Raw genomic sequence first — 17463 nt, 5'->3', positions numbered from 1 at the left:
GGGAACACGAATTCCATTGATGTAGATCAAATCAGCTGCGATTTATTTGTTGCAGGTGCAGTCTATCACAGGTGTTGGCCACCATTGATCGGCACCTCGGTGCCTGTGACATAACTTGCCGCATCCGAGCAAAGGAAGAAGATGACCTTCGCGACTTCTTCGGGTGTGCCCACTCGGCGCAGCGGAATATTTGGTACAAGGCGCGCTTCCGTGTTCGGCGACAAAATGTCTGTCTTGATCTCGCCGGGGGCGATCGCATTCACGCGAATGCCATGCGGTGCATAGTCGTGCGCCATCTCGCGCGTGAGACACGCGAGCGCAGCTTTCGATGTCGCATAGGCAGAGCCGGCAAACGGGTGCACCCGCGAGCCTGCGATTGAGGTCACGTTGACAATTGATCCGGTCGCTGCTTTCAGCTCGTCAAACAGGCCTTGCGCGAGCAGGATCGGCGCCACCAGATTGAGGTGGAACACCCTCATCCAGGTCTCGACTGACGTCGTCAACGCCGTCAGTCGTGCGCCATTCGGCGTGTTCGGTGAAATGCCGGCATTGTTGATCAATGCGTGCAATGGCGCGCCCGCGAGGCGCTCCTTGACCTCGGCGATGGCGCGCGCCAGCATCCGATGGTTGCTGAGGTCGACTTGGACATGGTTGTCGGCCCCTGACTCCCACGGGCAGCGCCCGCCATCGAACGGTTGGCGCGCGCAAGAAATGATGCGCCAGCCCGCTTCCGAAAACAGCTTTCCGGTGGCGTGACCAATGCCGCGCGACGCGCCGGTTAGCACCAACGTCTTCTGTTCTCCCTGCTGGATGCGGACTCTATCGGTGTGAAACGGACAGCCCACGTCGGTCGCGGACGGTGGACCGGCGACCGCTTCGTCATTTCTTAGATCGAGACTCAAACGCGACTCCCATTCTCTTGCCCTCGACCGTGAACGCGGTGCAGGATTTGGGCCAGTGCGATGCAGAGGAACGCTCGGACGTTTTTGCGGCCCAATGTCGCGTTCGCAACAGCTTGTCGGGTTCCACACATCATGCGCGTTTGCTTTCGGACAGTAGCAAACGCTGAAGCACAAGCCGATTTTCGAGTCTCGCATAACGTGCGCGGCACCCCCCATTTGGCTCCGCTCTTGCTCCATGGCCCTAATGCGCGCTGGTTTATCGAAAAATATTGTCAATGCGGTCGGGCAAGGTCCGTCAGCTAAATTGCTGCGCATATCAGAACCGCCGGCGAATTCGCTTAGTTCGCTCTCACACCGTTCGATGCGCTGGAATGAGGTATTGCTGTTGAGCAATCCGCCCCTCCTCTACCGGCCACGTCATTCCAATTCATCATTTCGTGATCGAACTGGGTCTCACGACAGGTGGCAGCAAGCTCTCCCCTGCAGGCGTTTCTCGGCGGCCTATTGCCATCGCAGTCTTCATTGAGCGTGGCGATATTGGGGCTCGCGGTCGGCTAGCTCGGCTTGCTGCTGCGGCGGCGGAGCTGCCAGGCAGGCATAGTTTCTCATCTCGATCGCGCAATCGACCGCGACGACGGCCGAAACAGCGATTGACAGCCCTCGCATGAACGGCCGCTTCACAGCTCGAGGCCGCGATCCGCGAGCACCTTGTGCATTACCGCGCTCTTGATCTCGCGGGCGATCTCGTTGCGGATCTCGGCTCCGAGCACCCGCTCGGCATCGGCATCGTCTGTCAAGCCATCCTCGGCGAGCCGTCTATTCAGGCGGCTGTCGAACTCCTCTCCCATCGCATCGATGAGCCGCTCCTGCATCACTGCATGGTCACCGGGGGCGATGCGTCTCACCACGCTCTCCCAAGGTTGCCAGCGCCTTGCCAGATAGTCCGCGAATCCCGTCGCCTCCTGGTCCCGCACCGATGTCGCGGCCATGGCAACGTCGTCTTCTGTCACGTGAGAGATGTTCAAGAAGCGCATGTCTGGGGCGACGTGCCGCAGCTCCAGGGGGTCGCGCAGCTGGGTCTGGTAGGCAAGATAGACCTCGATGTCGTCGATGTCGGCGTCCGGGTCGGCACGGCGGAGCGAGTTGACCGTCTCGCGCGCGATCCCGTCCAGCGCCTCCAAGCGGAACATCACACGGCCGTGTTGGAGCAATTCGTCGAGCCGCCCGTCATAGGCTCCGTCCTCGACATCAGCGTTCAGGCGTGCGGTCTGCATGCCGTTCCAGGCCAAAGTGATGCGATCCTCACAGCTGTCGCTCGCTCCTAAAGCCTGCTCGAAATAGTGCTCGCGCAATCGCGGCCTGGCCGCCGCTTGCCGCACATCCTCGGCCACCGCCTGCCGGAACGCCTCGTTGCCATAGTTCACCGTGCCACGGAGCCTGTCGAGGAAGCGTGCGTAGTCCTGGGCACCTGGCTCTTCGGCGAAGCGCTGCCAGGCGGCCACCGTCCCAGTATCGCCCTCGAGCCAGTGCGCGACAACCTCGTGCAGAGGCCGCGGCTCGACTTCCACCGCTTCCTCGGCCATAGACAAAAAGATCTGCGGGCCGGCATAGTCCCCGGCATGCATGGCTGTCGCCAGGTTGGTCAGTACCTCCTCGGGCAGCGGATTATTATCCAGATCAACGCTGGACTCACGGCCCAGCTGCGTCAGCAGGGTCTCTGGCACGCTGGTCAGCTGGTTGTTGCTGGCGCCGAGCCATAGGAGCTCGGCGGGGACCATCTCGGGCAGGCTCGTCAGCTGGTTGTGGGTAACGCTGAGCCATTCGAGCTCGGCCGGGAGGGGCTCGGGCAGATTGGTCAGCTGATTGTAGTCGACGTTCAGGCGCTGGAGCCCGGCTGGAAGGTCGGGCAGACTGGTCAGCTGATTGTTGTCGACGTTCAGGCGCCGGAGCCCGGGCGGCAGGTCTGCGGGCAGGCTGGTCAGCCCGTTGCTGATGGCGTAGAGCCGCCGGAGCCCGGCTGGAAGGTCGGGCAAGCTGGTCAGCCGATTGTTGCTGGCGTACAGCCGCTGGAGATCGGCTGGAAGGTCGGGCAGGCTGGTCAGCTGATTGTTGTCGACGTTCAGGCGCCGGAGCTCGGGCGGGAGGGGAGCGGACAAGGCGGTCAGGGACAGGGACGACAGATCCAGCGGCTCATCGACATCGCCTGCATCCCGCCAAGCCCTCGTTCGACTTACTGCCTCTTGCCGATCCTCGTCTTCGCCCTGCCCCTCTTCGGCAGCCCGGCCCACCAGGACCTGGTCCTGCGACGAGGCGGGGTCGGCGGCGGACGCCTCCGCCTCCGTCAAGGCTTCGACCCACTGCGCCGCGGCCGGGGACCCTGGTTCGGAGGTTTCGGATTCGGAAGTCTCGGAAGGAGTGCCAGCGGCAAGCTGGGCCCGTTCTGCATTCATCGATGCCGTCTCTTCGGTAGCCAAGTGAAGGGAATGCGCCGGAGCGGTGCTTCTCGAAGTCGGTAGCTCTCACCATGGATGGTGATCACCGACCGACGAAGCAGGCGATCACGGAGCGCGGTTAACACGCTGCGCCATTCGCCCACAGGGCAGTTGCAGCAAGACCGGTACGTCCGGACGGATTCTACGGTTAACGAAAGGGTTTAGGGTTGTTTCGTTAAAGCAATACATCCCCTTCTCCTCTGCAGCAGATCAAGCCGGACTTCTCAGTCCAGATAGACAGTATCTCAATGCTATAAGACTTAGCTGTCCATAAACTGACGAGTCTCGGAAGACTCATAATGCGTCGATGGAAGCCCATCGACGTCTCTCGAAGCTGCAGCGTCAGTGGGGTCCACTGAAGAAAAACTGGCGACGGTCTGGCGTTCGGGACGCCTTTCGCGTAAAATCCGCGCAAACTCGTCGTCTTGGCTACAGCCTGCTCCGCAGACAGCTCGTCTTCAGTGGCGCCAATTTCCAGCTCTTCGAAGGTCAGCGCGCCAACTGGGTCGATCAGCCGTGATGATCGCTCCGATCGATGGCCGTAGATCTGGCGCTGGAGCTTGGCGATCCTAAGCTTCTGCTGGGCGATCAGCTGACCTTGCCCCCAATTTTTATCCAATCCTGAGTTCGCTCTGGCTATTGGATTTGCCCGGTCCGGCGGTGGGAGCGACGGGAGCTGGCGCGGAGCCTTCGGCATAGCGCAGCGCCAGATCCCGGCGCGGATGGCAGGTGAAGGCGAACTCGGACGGGGTCTTCCATCCGAGCCGCGAGTGCGGTCGTGTGTTGTTGTAATCGGCTCGCCAACATCCGAGTGCGACGCGGGCTTGGACCAGTGACGTGAACAGGGTCTCGTTCAACAACTCATCCCGCAACCGACCGTTGAAGCTCTCGATGAAGGCGTTCTGCATGGGTTTGCCCGGCGCGAATGCCATGCGACGCGGCTCTGGTCGGCCCATGCGAGAATGGCTTTGCTGGTGAGTTCGCTGCCGTTGTCACTGACCACCATCCTGGGCTTGCCGCGCTCGATCATCAGCCGGTCAAGTTCCCGCGCCACGCGGATGCCAGAGAGCGAGGTATCGGCCACCAGCGCCAGACACTCGCGGGTACAATCATCCACGACGGCCAGGATGCGGAAGCGGCCGCCGTCGGTGAGTTGGTCCGACACAAAGTCGAGCGACCAGCGGGCGTTCGGCGTCATCGGGACCAGCATCGGCGCCCTGGTCCCGATTGCCCGCTTGCGACTGCCGCGGCGGCGTACCGTCAGCTTCTCTTCCCGATAGAGTCGGAAGAGCTTCTTGTGGTTGATCAGATACCCCTCCCGCCTGAGCAGAACATGCAGCCGCCGATAGCCGAAGCGGCGGCGTTCCTGGGCAATCGTCCTTATGCGCTGGCGAAGATCGGCTTCGTCGGCCCCGATTGTCCGATATCTCATGGTCATACGGCAGTAGCCGATGGCTTTACACGCCCGCCGTTCGCTCATCCCGAATGCCTCTCGCAGATGGACGACAGCCTTCCACTTCTCCGCGGGCGTCACCACTTCTTTCCCAACAGGTCCTTCAGCGCCGTGTTGTCCAGCATGGCGTCGGCCAGGAGCCGCTTTAGCTTGGTGTTCTCATCCTCCAATGCCCTCAGCCGCTTGGCCTCCGAGACGTCCATCCCGCCGAACCTGGCCTTCCATTTGTAGATGCTGGCGTCGCTGACGCGGTGATTCCGGCACAGATCGGCCACAGAAACCCCGGCCTCGTGCTCCTTCAAGACCGCGATGATCTGCTCTTCCGTAAAACGATTGCGCTTCACGCTCTCGTCCTCGTCTTGGGCCAGAGCGAACTTCAAACTGGATTAAGCCCGTGGGCAAGGTCAGGGCATCCCGCTGGTGCCAGAAAGCTGGCCGCCCGCCAGCCTATCTGATCTCTCCGATCTCGTGCTCAGCCTGCCTACCCGACATCGCATCTTCTCTCGCTGATCTCGTTCTGGGCCTACCTGCGCTCGCCGCGCACCGCGGTCGGCGGCAGACGCAGGTGGTGCGGTACGAAGATTTGGTGGCGCGCGCCGACGAGGAAATCCGGCGCGTGATCGCTGGCCTCGGCCACGATCCAATGGGCATTGCATCGGCGATATGGAGCAGCCGGAATATCTTCGGTCCAGTCGCTTCGGGGATCGAAAAATCCTCGAGAGAAAGGCAGTCGATGACCGCTCAGTCTACACTTGGCAAACTGAACTGCGCATTCAAGAGATGCAAGCAATAACGGATGCAATCGGTGCCGAGCTTTTGATTGACCTCGGTTATGAGCAGGAACTTCGGCACGTTCAGCAAGCCGGGACCGTGGATAGAGGTCGGGCCGTAACCGAACAATATCGTCAGGTATTTCAAACCTGGTGGGATTTGCGCCGCGCGTAGCGAGGAGCTCGTGCGGCATCTGGCGGAAACGGGTGCGCCAAACAGTATTGTCTGGCAAGCTGAAGAGAACTCCTCCTCGGCTTTCGACCCCTCCATGGTTCGGAACGGCAACATCTAGCCGAGCCCAACATGGAGGAGAATTTGCGCCTGGCGAATTCGATAGCGGCTCAGTTGGAACAGGCGCTCACGCTGTCGGAGACCGATCGAGCTGCTGGATTGAATGCCATTCGTGATAGCGATGCGGCCATCGAGACGTTGCGGGCGGCAAACGTACGGCTTTATCCGCTGGGAAGATCAGCGGGCGGAAGGCATATTCAGCTACGAGCGGTTTGGAGCAGCGCGTTCCCCTTGCGGGCGATCCGCGAACTGATTGACGCAGCGCTGAAGGACGTGTCGCGAGACTTCCGGAGCCTTTACGCCGGGAAGCCGTTGGTCGATCCCGCCTGAGCGGCTCTTTGCGGGCTCTGCTGCTGGAAGCGTTCTACACGGTGCGATCTGAGCGGCAGTTGATCGAGCAGCTCGACCACAATCTTTTGTTCCGCTAATTTGTCGGACTGTCGATCGATGGTTCGGTATGGGATGCCACCGTGTTCTACAAGAACCGTGATCGGCTGCTCGATCGCGATAGTGCGACGACGTTCTTTGTCGCAGTTTCTGAACCTTACGAAAAACGACATCCGACAGGACGAACGGCGATGCTGCGCAAATGCGAAGCGCGCGCCGATATGATCGACGAGGTGCGGGTTGCAAGTTTCATAAAGCCAGGAGATGTTCGGAGGATTCATCAATCAAGATCAAACGACTCGGATCGTTCAAATCGAACTCAATAACGCGTGGCGCGAAGAGGCGGGCATAGCGGGTGAAGGCGCTAGTCGGCGGAAAGCGAATCACGGTATCGCATCGCCCGAGGAGATACATCTCGATAAGGGCGGAGATCCCGCCGTCCACTCCCAGTGCTGCACCATGTAATGGCCCGGCCTGATCCGCCTGGAAGCGTTTTGGGATCGTGAAAAGATCGGGAAACACACCCGACAGCTTGTCAAGCACCTGCGCGCTGTCCGTACACAACAATACCCTCACAGGTCCTGGATGTGGTAACGCTTTGGCCGTATCAATGGCAGTGCATACCTGCCGCAAGGCGAGCTCCGCATCGGCCCAGTAGGGCGTGTGCCCCATTATATCTTCGCCGTTGCCGTGCCGAACATGAACCCCGATTATATTGCGCCCTTCAAAGTGCTCTTGATATAGGGCGTCAATCCGAGCTTGAATTTCGGGCCTTGGTTTGATGCTCCGGAATATTTGTCGTTCGGCATTCTGATCGCAACGCCACATCAAACAAGCATCACACACCACGGTGTTGGCTTCACTATCTTGTTCGGCTTGGAAAAGCTCACTCAGCTCATCACGTTCTCGGAAAATCTGTTCATCTGGGCGGTAAACGCAGTCGATCGATGGCTTATTCCACCATGACGGGAAGAAAGGACCCGGGAATGAGAGCTGGTTGATCTCGTCATCGCAGATGACCCGTACGCCCGCGATGTCTTGAATTGGCTCGAAGAACACCGGAAAGGCGTTCGTGAAGGGTTGATTGAGATAACAGGAGCCACGCCAATCAATGGCTAGAGTCCGCCCCGTCCGCTGCGCATAGCGCCAGGCTGACGCCAGGGACCACAGGCAATCACCGAAACCAGTACGTCGTCGAGAAACAATGAACCGGCCGTTCATCGAGCCGCCAACAAACATTTGTGTTTCCTCGTTAAGGGAATACCGCCTGGATAAGGACGCTACGGAAACTCTACGTATGGCCTCGCCCGATGCTGTCGTCAGCGATCGTGATGTTAGCCAACTTGGCTGGTAGAACTTCATATGCCGCTACCATGGAGGAGCCGCGCGAAAATGTCGCCGTCGACATGCTTGATTTCAGTCGTATCCGCCTTGTTGCAACAGCTCCTCGAAGCCCTTTCTGGCATGTACCATGTCGAATAGAATTTCTGCTGCTGGGGCGCTTGCCGTCCTGAGCTGCCGCTATGGCGCAGCGCCCAAGACTACAAGCATGAGCCCAGCTACCGGGTATGCCGCCCTCAGGGGCCCAGCTGCCCCCGCATTTGGAGACATGCACACGGCCATATTCGTGGTGCTGTTATGCTTTCTCCAGCATTTGATCGCAGTCTTGATGCGCGCGAGCAGCATGTGAAGGATGCAGCCGAAGGCGACGGAGCTCCCATAATCCCCGCAGTTCCTTCACGACAGCTTCACGCCTAGCCCGATCGAAAGTAATTGTATCCAGGAGATCCCCGAGCACGGCTTCGCCCTCGATCTGCATCAGTAGATCGAACGCATCCTGTGATATACGCACACTGTCACCGCTGGAGTGCGCCGTACGGATTTCGCACACCGTCTCCTGGCGATATCGCGCTGTGTAAGCGCGAACCCGATAGAGGCGTGCATAAGGCGGCAATGAAACCGCAAGCGCAGTCCAATCCTCCAACGTTGCCGCCCTCTTCTTGACGAGGAACGGCCCGACCACAAGTCCATCCAGCTCTGTCGTCAGAAATGTGGTAATCGCGTCTGCAACCGAATCCACGATCGGCTCGGCATTGTTGTTAAAGGACGTATTGAGCAAAACTGGGATGCCAGTCCGCTTCTTGAACGAATTAATAACCTCCCAGTAGGCGGGATTTGTCTTGCGCGATACTGTTTGCAGTCGCGCAGTGCCGTCGACGTGCGTTATGGCGCCGAGCGCGCTTCGCTTGGAGTCGCGCACGCGAACTACAAAATTCATGAAGGGAAATTCGCGCGTACCGTCGGGGAGGTCGAAAAATTCGCTCGCATCCTCGTCCAGCACTGATGGCGCGAACGGTCGATAGCCTTCGCGCTTTTTGACCATCGCGTTGATCCGGTCCTTGTTTGCGGCAGGCCGAGGATCGGCAAGAATGCTGCGATTGCCAAGCGCACGTGGCCCGAACTCCGAACGACCCTGCACCCAGCCGATCACGGCGCCGTTCGCCATCCAGTCGGCTGCGGTACCTGCCACGTCGTTACTGCGTTCGACGTCAAGATGTCCACCCCATGCATCCAGTTCCTGCTGCACGGCGCTCTCGCTCCCGAGATCAGGACCCCAATAGACCCCCTGCAGCCGCTCACGTGGCGCGGGCCGGCCCAGCTCGTTAGACATCATTAGTGCAGCGCCTAATGCGCAGCCAGCGTCATGCGCCGCGGGTTGCACGAAGATGTGTTCGAAAAGCCCCGAATACAGCAGCTTACCGTTCATGGTGCAGTTGTGGGCTACCCCTCCAGCCAGGCACAACCGCTTCATACCGGTAGCCTCGCGATGATACCGGAGAATGTGAAACACGATCCGCTCCAAGGCTTCCTGCAATGAAGCACTCACATCTCGATGCTGCTGCGTGAATGGCATTCCCTTTCTTCGGACCTGGATGCTCCGGCGCAGCGTCGGACCGATTCGGTCGAGGTAGACGCGGTAGCCACCGTTGTCTAACAGTTCGTAGAACTGCTCGAAGAGCTCGCGATGGGGAGCCGGATCCCCGTAGGGGGCAAGCCCCATGACTTTGTATTCATCGAATATGCCGTAGCCGAGATACCGGATCGTCTCGAGATAAAATAGCCCTAGGGAATTATTCTCCGGGAAGGTCGCGAGTTGGGTAACCTCGGTTCCAGACCCCACAGCTAAGAGGCCGGAGAGAAAATCACCACCGCCATCGATCGCGAGGATTAGACTTTGCTCGAAGCCAGACATCGCAAAGGCGCTTACGGCGTGCGCCTGATGGTGACTTACGAAAGAGACACGCGACGGATCGACCTCGGTACCAAACTCCTGCGCTAGTAAGCCACGCATCAACAGTTTGGCATCCAAAGGAATGGAGAGGTCCGGCTGAGACCCGAACAGGCCTTCGAGCATAGCATTGCAATAGGCCTCGGTCGCGTAGAACGCGATACGATCGATATCGCTGAGCTGGATCCCTGCGGCTGCAAGGCAGTATTGTATCGAACGGCTTGGGAATTTGTTGGAGTGCTTAATCCGATTGAGGCGCTCCTCTTCAACGGCCGCTATCACGCGTCCGTCCCGGACGAGCACCGCAGCGCCATCGTGTAGAAATGTGTTCGAAAGCTCACGTGTATCTTCATAGACTTTGTCTAGTCCACCGCTCACTCCTAGACAGAACATCTCATTCTCCATTTATCGTGACACGAAGCCCAATTGACTGCCGAATTCGCGGTACTGCATCGCGTCTCTCCATCGCTTCTGCGGAATGTCGGATTAACGCATCAGGCGCCGGCGAAACAGCGCGATCGAGAGGAAGAACGGCAGCACCGCGTACATGCACAGTGCACCGATATGCAGGCCGATGCCGCCGGCCGGGAGCCCAAGCATCACTGGGCGGATGAGGTCGACCGAATGTGCCAGCGGCAATAAGCCTGCCACGCGCTGAAATGCGCTGGGCATCTGGCTCACCGGAAAGACTGCGCCGCACAGGAACACCATGGGTGTGACGACGAGCGTCTGGTAAAACACGAAATAATCGTAGCTGGGCGCAAGGGATACGACGACCATCGCTAGGCTCGCGAAGACGAAGCCAGTGATTGCGATTGCTGGTATCGAATAGAGGATGGATGCCCACGCAGCGTAGCCCAGGGTCGCGGCAACCACTGCAATTGCCGTTCCGGCCAGAACGGCTTTGGTGGCTGCCCAAGCCAATTCACCGAGAACGATGTCGCCGAGCGTGAGCTGTGTGCACAGGATTGCTTCCCAAGTGCGCTGAGCACGCATGCGGGCGAACGCCGCATACATTGTTTCGAAGGTGGCGGCGGTCATGGCGCTAGTCGCGACCATCCCACCAGCCAGAAACGCGATGTATGAAGTGCCATCAATGAGTCCCACAATTATTCCAAGGCCAAAGCCGAGCCCAAACAGATTAGTCATGGGATCGGCGAGATTCCCGAGAACCGATGCAAGCGCGACTTTCCTCCACGCCAGAAAGTTGCGACGCCATACAGCGACCCAGTTGTACGCGTTGGCGGGCATGACGGCAGCGTAACCTTCACGCATCGTTCATCTCTCCATTTCCCGCCCGGTCAGCCGCAAAAACACATCCTCGAGATTCGCAGGACGCTGCAGAAGGCGTAGACCTGCGCGCCCGCGAAGCTGCACGAGCACCTGCTCTGGATCTGGCGCATAGCAAAAAAGCGTCTCGCCGCTCACTTCGATATGCCGCGCATACGGCCTGATCAGAGAAGATAGCTCGTGCGGATTGCCGCCATAGATTTCGATCACTTGGCAACCGATCTGCTCATCGATCAACGCGCGAGGCTCGCCTTCTGCGATCTTGCGTCCTGCCTCAAGCACGCACAGCCGATCGCACAACCGCTCGGCCTCTTCCATGAAGTGGGTGGTCAAGAGAATCGTCTTGCCGCGCGCCAGCAGCAATCGCAGGCGTTCCCAGATTAGGTGGCGCGCGTGCGGATCTAGACCGGTGGTCGGCTCGTCCATCACCAGCAGATGTGGGTCGTTGATCAGCGCACGCGCCAGCGTCAGCCGCCGCTTCATGCCGCCGGATAGTTCGGCGACGCGAGCATCCGCCTTGCTCTCCAGGCGAGCGAACTCGAGCAGTTCTGGCACAACTGCTTCGACCTGGCGTGCGCTCATGTTGAAGTAGCGCCCAAATACCAGCAGGTTCTCGCGGACGGTGAAATCGAGTTCGAGGTTATCGAACTGCGGCACCACGCCGATGCGCGCGCGTGCCAGGCGGGCACGCGCCGGTACGGGCTCGCCGAGCACGGTCATCTTGCCCGTGTCTGGCGCTACCATGCCGAGAACCATACGCGCAATCGTGCTTTTGCCCGCCCCGTTTGGTCCGAGGAGGCCAAAGCACTCTCCCGACGCGACAGCAAAGGACAGTCCGTCGACGACGATTTTGTCGCCATACGACTTCCTTACGCAGGTAAGGTCGATTGCTACGGTGGACATATGTTCATCTTAGACTGAAAGAAGGCGTTCGGCCGGCGATCGCTCACTTACGACCGTTTTGGTCCACAGCAGGCCATCGCACCATATGTGTTCAACGCGTCCCCACTGGCAGGCTGCTGCGGCATCCGGAAAAAACCCACGTCCATGGTGGTTGGCACTCGTATTGCAAAGCAGCGGAATGCCCGTGAGTTCTTCATATTCGACGAGGAGCTCCGCGATTTTGTGCGGAGAGGTTCTGGGAACGGTCTGCAATCGCGCAGATCCGTCGAGATGTATAATAGCGGGGACTTTGTTCCACCATTCTGCCCGGGTCTGGTGATCGAAAAGCATGTAAGGATCCGGCGTCCCGGGGCTGAAAATTTCCGGCGCACGATCCTCCAGGCAAATCGGCGCGACTGGCCGAAAGAGTTCGCGGAGCTTAATGTCGTTGAGATGATCCTTCATTGCCGGCGAAGTCGCGGCTGCCAGAATGCTTCTGCCACCCAATGCTCGTGGTCCAAGCTCCGCGCGACCGGCGAGAAAAATTACGGGCTTGTTGCTCGCGAGGATGGTCGCAAGTTCTCGCATAGTGCATGGCACAGCGTTCCATTCGGACGACACATCGCTGCGTATCAGGGCCGGGCCACTGTAGACCGACCATCGCAGCGGCACGAAGCCCTTGTCCGCCGCCATGGCGGAGCAAGCGGCACCGATTGCCGAGCCGCTGTCATTCGGAAAGGGCGGCACCCAGACATCATCGAACAGGCCGGTCGCACGTAGTGCACTGTTCCATTTGATATTGAGACCGCAGCCACCGGCTATGCACAAATTGCGTGGTCCCGGAGAACACGAATGCCGCTCCAAAGCAATGGCCATTTGGCGGATAAGGAGACGCTCGAGGAAACAATGAAACGATGCAAGTACATCTTCGGGCAGCTTGTCCTTCAATCGGAGCGCGCTGGCGTCGAAGAAGTCGTGCATAGCCTCAAGTGAGGCCTCCTCGCTATTGACCTCCGCACGGTGACGACGAGCATGCTCCATGTCGGCCGCAAAGCGCTCCTCGTAGAGCTCCTGAAACACCGCCACGATGTCTTCATTAACAGACCCGAGCGCGATATAGGCCATCAGCTTGCCGGCAATACCTAGATCCCAGCTGGTACGGCTCGCCTGCTTATAAGGTCCGAAGTGATGGCCCGCGACAGCATAAGCATGGCCTATGATCGGAAACAGGCATTCGATGAACCGCGCGCCGCGGGGTTTTACGTAGTAGAGACGTGGAAAGATGCAGCCGTCCCATACCAGGCAGAAGGCGGGTTGTCCGGCCTTGGCAAAAGGGCTCGTGCAGTATGCGGAGGCCACATGGCCTGTGACGTGCGGATAGCTTTTATAAGGAAAGACCCTGCCGTCGAGCATCAGGTTAAAGCCGTCGCGCGAAGTGAGAAGGCCGCGGGCATTCCGTTCAACATACGGCGCCCCTTTGAGAGTGATAGGTGCCACCCCGCTGAGGACCTGGAATTGCGACTCGACCTCCCCGTCCCAGCCGTCGATGACGAACTGATCAACATCCTGCGGATCCAGACCATGCTCCGCCAAAGCGACAACAACTGCGTCAAGATTGTCGATGGTTTGATACCGCGGATTGTTGCCCCGTTTCTCCTGCTCGACGCAAAAGACCAGCCGTCCATCCTCCACAAGAGCGATCGCCCCGTCATGCGTCAGCTTGATGCCGCAGATGCGCATAGTATCTCCATCTCAAGGTCGGCAATTGGATTTAATCGAAACTCGAACCGGATTCCGAAAGTAGACGAGCAAGCAGTCTTCGTTAGCCGACTCACCCTGGCACTGTACGCACTCGACCTCGATCAACGTTTCATTGAGCATGGTGATGACCGCCTCGGCACCAGCAGGGTGCCCCCAACGAGTGCAGGCGGCATCACGCGCCGATCCAAAGACCAGATGCCCACCTGGCGCAAGCATCTGCACCAGATTGCGGATGGCCGCGCGGATCTCAGTTATGTCTTCGAGGTAATAGAGAACTTCCGCCACGACGATCAGATCGAACAGCTCTGGGGTCGAGAACTGTTGAATGTCGGAAGCTATCCACGTGATGTGCGACCACCTCTTCGTCCGTTGGCACGCTCGACCGATCGCTCGCGGCATAACATCGACCACTGTGAGCCGTTTGCAGTGGGGTGCCAGCTTTTCTGTGAATGCGCCGGCTGCGCACCCGACTTCGAGAGCATGTGCAATAACCCCTTGTGAAAGCGCCAGCCGGAGCATTTGCGTGTGACGCTCCCGCTCGAACGGATTGCCGTCGAGCCGCCACGGATCGTCGGTCGCCAATTCGAGATCTAACGATTGATATTTCATTTTCCGGCTCACGACTTGTGCACCCACGTAACGTTCAAGGTCACTCGCCGCTGCAGATACTGTTCGAGGTTACGAACCTCGAAGAACGGCGCGAATGATCCGTCGGGCGAATTGACCCAGCAATGACCGAACCTCCTTTAGCGTCGGCGGCTCTTGGTCCAGCGATCGGGTTTGGGATGACGACCTGTCTTTCACTCTCGTTTGGTAATTTTGCAGACTCGCGTGACAGCCAATCGCTGTTGCTCAATGTACACAATGCATAGGCTTTCACGGGCAGTAGGAGAAAGATGTTGATGAGTGTGTGCAGAGAAAAGCCGAGAAATCGAAGCTCGCGAGCACGAAATGCTGCGACGCTGCAGCGCACCACAGTCATTGATGCGATAATCAGTCCTGTCCACCACGGTACTGTGGCTGTGAGTGCGAGCTGCGCGAGCGCCGCTATCGATGACAGGGCGAGAAGTAGCGGGCCGAGATTCTGTCCGACTACATCTAGCGTGAGATAGCGATCGAGTTCGGGCAACAGGCGCAGCGCAAGGAAGGTGTCACGGAAAGTGCTCCGCGCCCAACGCAGTTGTTGGCGCAAATATGGCCCTAGCCTATCCGGAACCACTGTTGCCGCGACGGCGTCGGGAACGTACTCCGTTTGAAAACCTGCTTTCAACATGAGGATCGTGAGGTGGCGATCCTCACCGAAGTCGCTTGGCTTTCCCCGAAAAAACTGCGTCTCGTACTGATCTAGCAGCAAAAGGAGCGCGGAACGGCGGTACATGGCACATGGGCCGCAGCAGCACATAACGGCGCCGAAGCGGGCCTGTGCCGCGCGCTCCTCGTTGCAAGCCAACCAGTACTCCATGTCGATCAGCCGGGTTAACCAGGTGTCGTTTCGGTTGCTCGCCGTCAACTGGCCCATGGCCGCCCCGATCGCTGGATCTTGCATCTTTCGTGCAAGTTTCGTGACTACATCGGCGGCGAGTATCGTGTCCGAATCGACGTTGAGCACCAAATCTCCAGCCGACCCGCGTATCGCGGCGATCTGCGCCTTCCGTTTTCCGACGTTCTTGCCCAGCAGAATAAAGCTGAACCTCGGGTCGTCAGCGTAGGCGTCGTGAACGGGTGCTACAGCGTCGAGATTTCCGGAACCGTCGTCAACTACATAGACCTGCAGTTTCCCGGCATAGTCTTGGCTTGCAATGGATCTCAGACACGCCGATAGCGTGCGCGGGTCCTCGTTGAAGCAGGGGACCATGACATCCACGCTCGGCAAAGCGCCGGAGACAGCCACGTCGTCCGAGGCCGATGATACGTTTGTCGGCAGAGCATAAAGCACCTGCGCGCTTCGATAGAAGGTCGAGAGCAGCGCATACAACGAGATAGCGACTGTGCTGGTCGTGGCAAGAAGATTCATTGGTGTGTCTATTTGTTCAGTGAGGTTGAGGAAGCGAGCGGATTGAGAACCCGCGGCCATGCAATGCTGGAATCAGGCGCGAAAGTGCCAAGACGGTCTGGTCGCGCACACGAGCATGAGTGGCCCGTCCCAACTCCTCGGGAGGACATCCATCGTGTAAGAGCACGATTGCACCCGGGCGGACAGAGGCCAGCACAGCGTCGACAATCGCGTTAACACCGGGACGAGACCAGTCTCGCGGATCTACCGACCAGTGCAGGGCGGCCAATCCAGCCCTCGCCGACGTAGTGAGCACCTCTTCGCTCCACATACCATAAGGTGCCCGCATATGCCGCAGAGCGGCCTGGGGGCAGGCCATTTTGATGACCCTGCTCGCGGTTAGTATTTCATACTGCACTTCCGTGAGTTTGCATCTGGACAGGTCCGGATGCGTCATCGTGTGGTTTGCGACCTCGTGCCCTTCTGCGATCATTCGTCGGATTAGTTTCGGCTGGTCCGCCGCGTACGCGCCGATGACGAAGAACGTTGCGGGCACTCGGTGTTCCGCGAGCACATCCAAGACATCCGGCGTGCAGAGTGGATCGGGACCGTCGTCAAACGTCAGATAGACGCCGCGACTTTCCGTGCGGTCAGCGTACTCGCTGCGCGCTTCGCATAAGCGGTCGAGGTATGTCATAGCTCTGGCCCGTTCCGATCAATCACCGTACCGGTCGGCCACTCGCTGATCGGCCGTCCAATCGGCAGAACCAGGACAAGCACGTCCTCAACGCGCGTGGGCGATAACTTCAGATACACATCCGGAAGGGTGGACCGCACGCTAACCCCAGAGATAATGGTCGCCAGTCCGCGGCGGGCCAGCAACCTTGTAAGGTGTTCCTTCAGCGCATGCCGAACCGTACCGAAACCGAATGGAACGCCAAGCTTCTGCAGTACTGGATACATCACGCGCATTGAGTGGGTGATTCCGAGTCCTTCAAGATCCGGACGTACCCCGTACAATCCTAGCTCGGCCACTAGTAGATCGACGTCTCCGACCTTGATGAAGCGGCGTAGCGCGCCGATATGAGCCGCTACGCCGCGTGCGTCGTAGCCGATTACACGGAGCTCAGGTCTCGCGCCGGCCCAACTTCGATGGCCTTCGAATGGTTTGGCATTGAATGCCCCGGTGGGACCATAGGTCTTTCGGAAGAAGTCGGAGAGTTCGATATGGTCGGCGAGGCGCAGTTCATTTTCCCAGGCCACTCTCCACCGCACCGGAGAGCGCATGGAGATATCTGCCGTAGAGCTTGATACGACAATATTCATGATTGTCTCCCATGCACCGTCTGGCATTTGACGATGTACTTGGTGCACGCGAGCAGTTCACTATCGATGAATGGCTCCACCGGGGAATGGGAAACGCTGGTCTGGCATAGCTCGAGCCCGGCCACTCCGGGCCACTGAACATCCGCTATCAAGCAGGACGTGCTGAGAGGACGGCTGGATTTCAACAACTCATCTGCGCACTGGAAAGGGTCGGGATTGTCGCCTGTCAAACAGAGTACGCCTGTCAGCGCTTCACGGACCGATGCATCGTTATCCACGACGGAGATTACGTCGAGCGCATGTGCCATTCGCACCAGATCTAACTCCTGCATTTTCCGCACGATTTGACTGCTATGGACACGGGATACATTTGGCCGGGTCGCAAAGGCATTTGGCGCCTGCAATCGGCAGCTCCTGATTGGTTGCGACGTTAGAGCGAAGTGGAGGGCTGGATCAATTCTACAGAGGTAAACGCCCAATATAGAAATGCTTCGAGAAGCTATACGAACGTTTACCGGTAGTGAGCACCGACGCGACCTGCGGCACGCCTGTCGCGTCAAGACACTGCGATGCAGTTTGTACAACGCGTTGACAAATCTGGCTCCAATGGGCATGCGCTTCGATCG

At 58.9% G+C, this 17463-nt stretch carries 12 protein-coding genes and 3 pseudogenes; 2 read left to right on the top strand and 13 right to left on the bottom strand.

The features are described 5' to 3' along the window. Positions 1 to 65 precede the first annotated feature (65 nt). The 4 genes and pseudogenes from CP49_RS27465 to CP49_RS27450 form a co-directional block, all read right to left on the bottom strand. Positions 66 to 845: an SDR family NAD(P)-dependent oxidoreductase gene (locus CP49_RS27465; RefSeq protein ID WP_420807656.1), complete on the bottom strand. Its 780-nt coding sequence runs from the start codon at positions 843 to 845 to the stop codon at positions 66 to 68. Between the two features lie 734 nt (positions 846 to 1579). Next, on the bottom strand, positions 1580 to 3352 hold the full coding sequence (locus CP49_RS27460; protein WP_057853329.1) for an NEL-type E3 ubiquitin ligase domain-containing protein: 1773 nt from the start codon (positions 3350 to 3352) through the stop codon (positions 1580 to 1582). 416 nt (positions 3353 to 3768) lie between these two features. Continuing rightward, positions 3769 to 4091 (bottom strand): annotated as a pseudogene (locus tag CP49_RS49430) (IS66 family transposase); the annotation flags it as partial. Then, positions 4006 to 5191 (bottom strand): annotated as a pseudogene (locus tag CP49_RS27450) (IS3 family transposase). The pseudogenes CP49_RS27450 and CP49_RS49430, both read right to left, overlap by 86 nt. Before the next feature lie 319 nt (positions 5192 to 5510). Here CP49_RS27450 and CP49_RS27440 point away from each other — a divergent pair. Together CP49_RS27440 and CP49_RS49425 are read left to right on the top strand one after the other, a co-directional pair. Continuing rightward, entirely contained in the window at positions 5511 to 5792 is a 282-nt protein-coding gene (locus CP49_RS27440) for a hypothetical protein (protein ID WP_057853269.1), read from the top strand. Positions 5793 to 6072: 280 nt separating this feature from the next. Beyond that, positions 6073 to 6445, top strand: a pseudogene (locus CP49_RS49425) (transposase); the annotation flags it as partial. 100 nt (positions 6446 to 6545) lie between these two features. On the opposite strand, the gene CP49_RS27430 reads toward CP49_RS49425, so the two are convergent. The 9 genes from CP49_RS27430 to CP49_RS27390 all read right to left on the bottom strand — a co-directional run bounded on the left by CP49_RS27430 (position 6546) and on the right by CP49_RS27390 (position 16837). After that, on the bottom strand, positions 6546 to 7658 hold the full coding sequence (locus tag CP49_RS27430; protein ID WP_420807653.1) for a nodulation protein NodZ: 1113 nt from the start codon (positions 7656 to 7658) through the stop codon (positions 6546 to 6548). Between the two features lie 274 nt (positions 7659 to 7932). Beyond that, the gene (locus CP49_RS27425) at positions 7933 to 9978 is read right to left on the bottom strand and encodes a carbamoyltransferase family protein (RefSeq protein ID WP_057853327.1); all 2046 of its coding nucleotides are present in this window, start codon (positions 9976 to 9978) and stop codon (positions 7933 to 7935) included. 93 nt (positions 9979 to 10071) lie between these two features. Beyond that, positions 10072 to 10860 carry an ABC transporter permease gene (locus tag CP49_RS27420; protein ID WP_057853266.1) on the bottom strand — a complete coding sequence of 263 codons (789 nt, stop codon included), beginning with the start codon at positions 10858 to 10860 and terminating at the stop codon, positions 10072 to 10074. 3 nt (positions 10861 to 10863) lie between these two features. After that, positions 10864 to 11778: a nodulation factor ABC transporter ATP-binding protein NodI gene (gene nodI, locus CP49_RS27415; protein ID WP_057853265.1), complete on the bottom strand. Its 915-nt coding sequence runs from the start codon at positions 11776 to 11778 to the stop codon at positions 10864 to 10866. 9 nt (positions 11779 to 11787) lie between these two features. Further along, positions 11788 to 13497: a nodulation protein NodU gene (nodU, locus tag CP49_RS27410; RefSeq protein WP_057853264.1), complete on the bottom strand. Its 1710-nt coding sequence runs from the start codon at positions 13495 to 13497 to the stop codon at positions 11788 to 11790. Positions 13498 to 13509: 12 nt separating this feature from the next. Beyond that, positions 13510 to 14127 carry a nodulation methyltransferase NodS gene (gene nodS / locus CP49_RS27405; RefSeq protein WP_057853263.1) on the bottom strand — a complete coding sequence of 206 codons (618 nt, stop codon included), beginning with the start codon at positions 14125 to 14127 and terminating at the stop codon, positions 13510 to 13512. Between the two features lie 40 nt (positions 14128 to 14167). Then, on the bottom strand, positions 14168 to 15532 hold the full coding sequence (gene nodC / locus CP49_RS27400; protein WP_057853262.1) for a chitooligosaccharide synthase NodC: 1365 nt from the start codon (positions 15530 to 15532) through the stop codon (positions 14168 to 14170). A 16-nt stretch (positions 15533 to 15548) separates the two neighbouring features. Next, positions 15549 to 16208 (bottom strand): chitooligosaccharide deacetylase NodB, encoded by a 660-nt coding sequence (gene nodB, locus CP49_RS27395; protein ID WP_057853261.1) that lies wholly within the window; start codon positions 16206 to 16208, stop codon positions 15549 to 15551. Further along, positions 16205 to 16837 (bottom strand): NodA family N-acyltransferase, encoded by a 633-nt coding sequence (locus CP49_RS27390; RefSeq protein WP_057853260.1) that lies wholly within the window; start codon positions 16835 to 16837, stop codon positions 16205 to 16207. Before CP49_RS27390 ends, nodB begins: the two co-directional genes overlap by 4 nt. Between the last annotated feature and the right edge of the window lie 626 nt (positions 16838 to 17463).

This window comes from Bradyrhizobium valentinum, assembly GCF_001440405.1.
In the GTDB taxonomy this organism is placed as follows: domain Bacteria; phylum Pseudomonadota; class Alphaproteobacteria; order Rhizobiales; family Xanthobacteraceae; genus Bradyrhizobium; species Bradyrhizobium valentinum.
Note: the sequence above shows the minus strand (reverse complement) of the source record. Positions and strands in the feature narration are given on the sequence as shown.

Bases quoted from the DNA above. Each gene is read 5' to 3' on its own strand.
- CP49_RS27460 (WP_057853329.1), bottom strand. From the start codon at position 3,352: ATGAATGCAGAACGGGCCCAGCTTGCCGCTGGCACTCCTTCCGAGACT.
- CP49_RS27440 (WP_057853269.1), top strand. From the start codon at position 5,511: ATGGAGCAGCCGGAATATCTTCGGTCCAGTCGCTTCGGGGATCGAAAA.
- CP49_RS27430 (WP_420807653.1), bottom strand. From the start codon at position 7,658: ATGAAGTTCTACCAGCCAAGTTGGCTAACATCACGATCGCTGACGACA.
- CP49_RS27425 (WP_057853327.1), bottom strand. From the start codon at position 9,978: ATGTTCTGTCTAGGAGTGAGCGGTGGACTAGACAAAGTCTATGAAGAT.
- CP49_RS27420 (WP_057853266.1), bottom strand. From the start codon at position 10,860: ATGCGTGAAGGTTACGCTGCCGTCATGCCCGCCAACGCGTACAACTGG.
- nodI (WP_057853265.1), bottom strand. From the start codon at position 11,778: ATGTCCACCGTAGCAATCGACCTTACCTGCGTAAGGAAGTCGTATGGC.
- nodU (WP_057853264.1), bottom strand. From the start codon at position 13,497: ATGCGCATCTGCGGCATCAAGCTGACGCATGACGGGGCGATCGCTCTT.
- nodS (WP_057853263.1), bottom strand. From the start codon at position 14,127: ATGAAATATCAATCGTTAGATCTCGAATTGGCGACCGACGATCCGTGG.
- nodC (WP_057853262.1), bottom strand. From the start codon at position 15,532: ATGAATCTTCTTGCCACGACCAGCACAGTCGCTATCTCGTTGTATGCG.
- nodB (WP_057853261.1), bottom strand. From the start codon at position 16,208: ATGACATACCTCGACCGCTTATGCGAAGCGCGCAGCGAGTACGCTGAC.
- CP49_RS27390 (WP_057853260.1), bottom strand. From the start codon at position 16,837: ATGAATATTGTCGTATCAAGCTCTACGGCAGATATCTCCATGCGCTCT.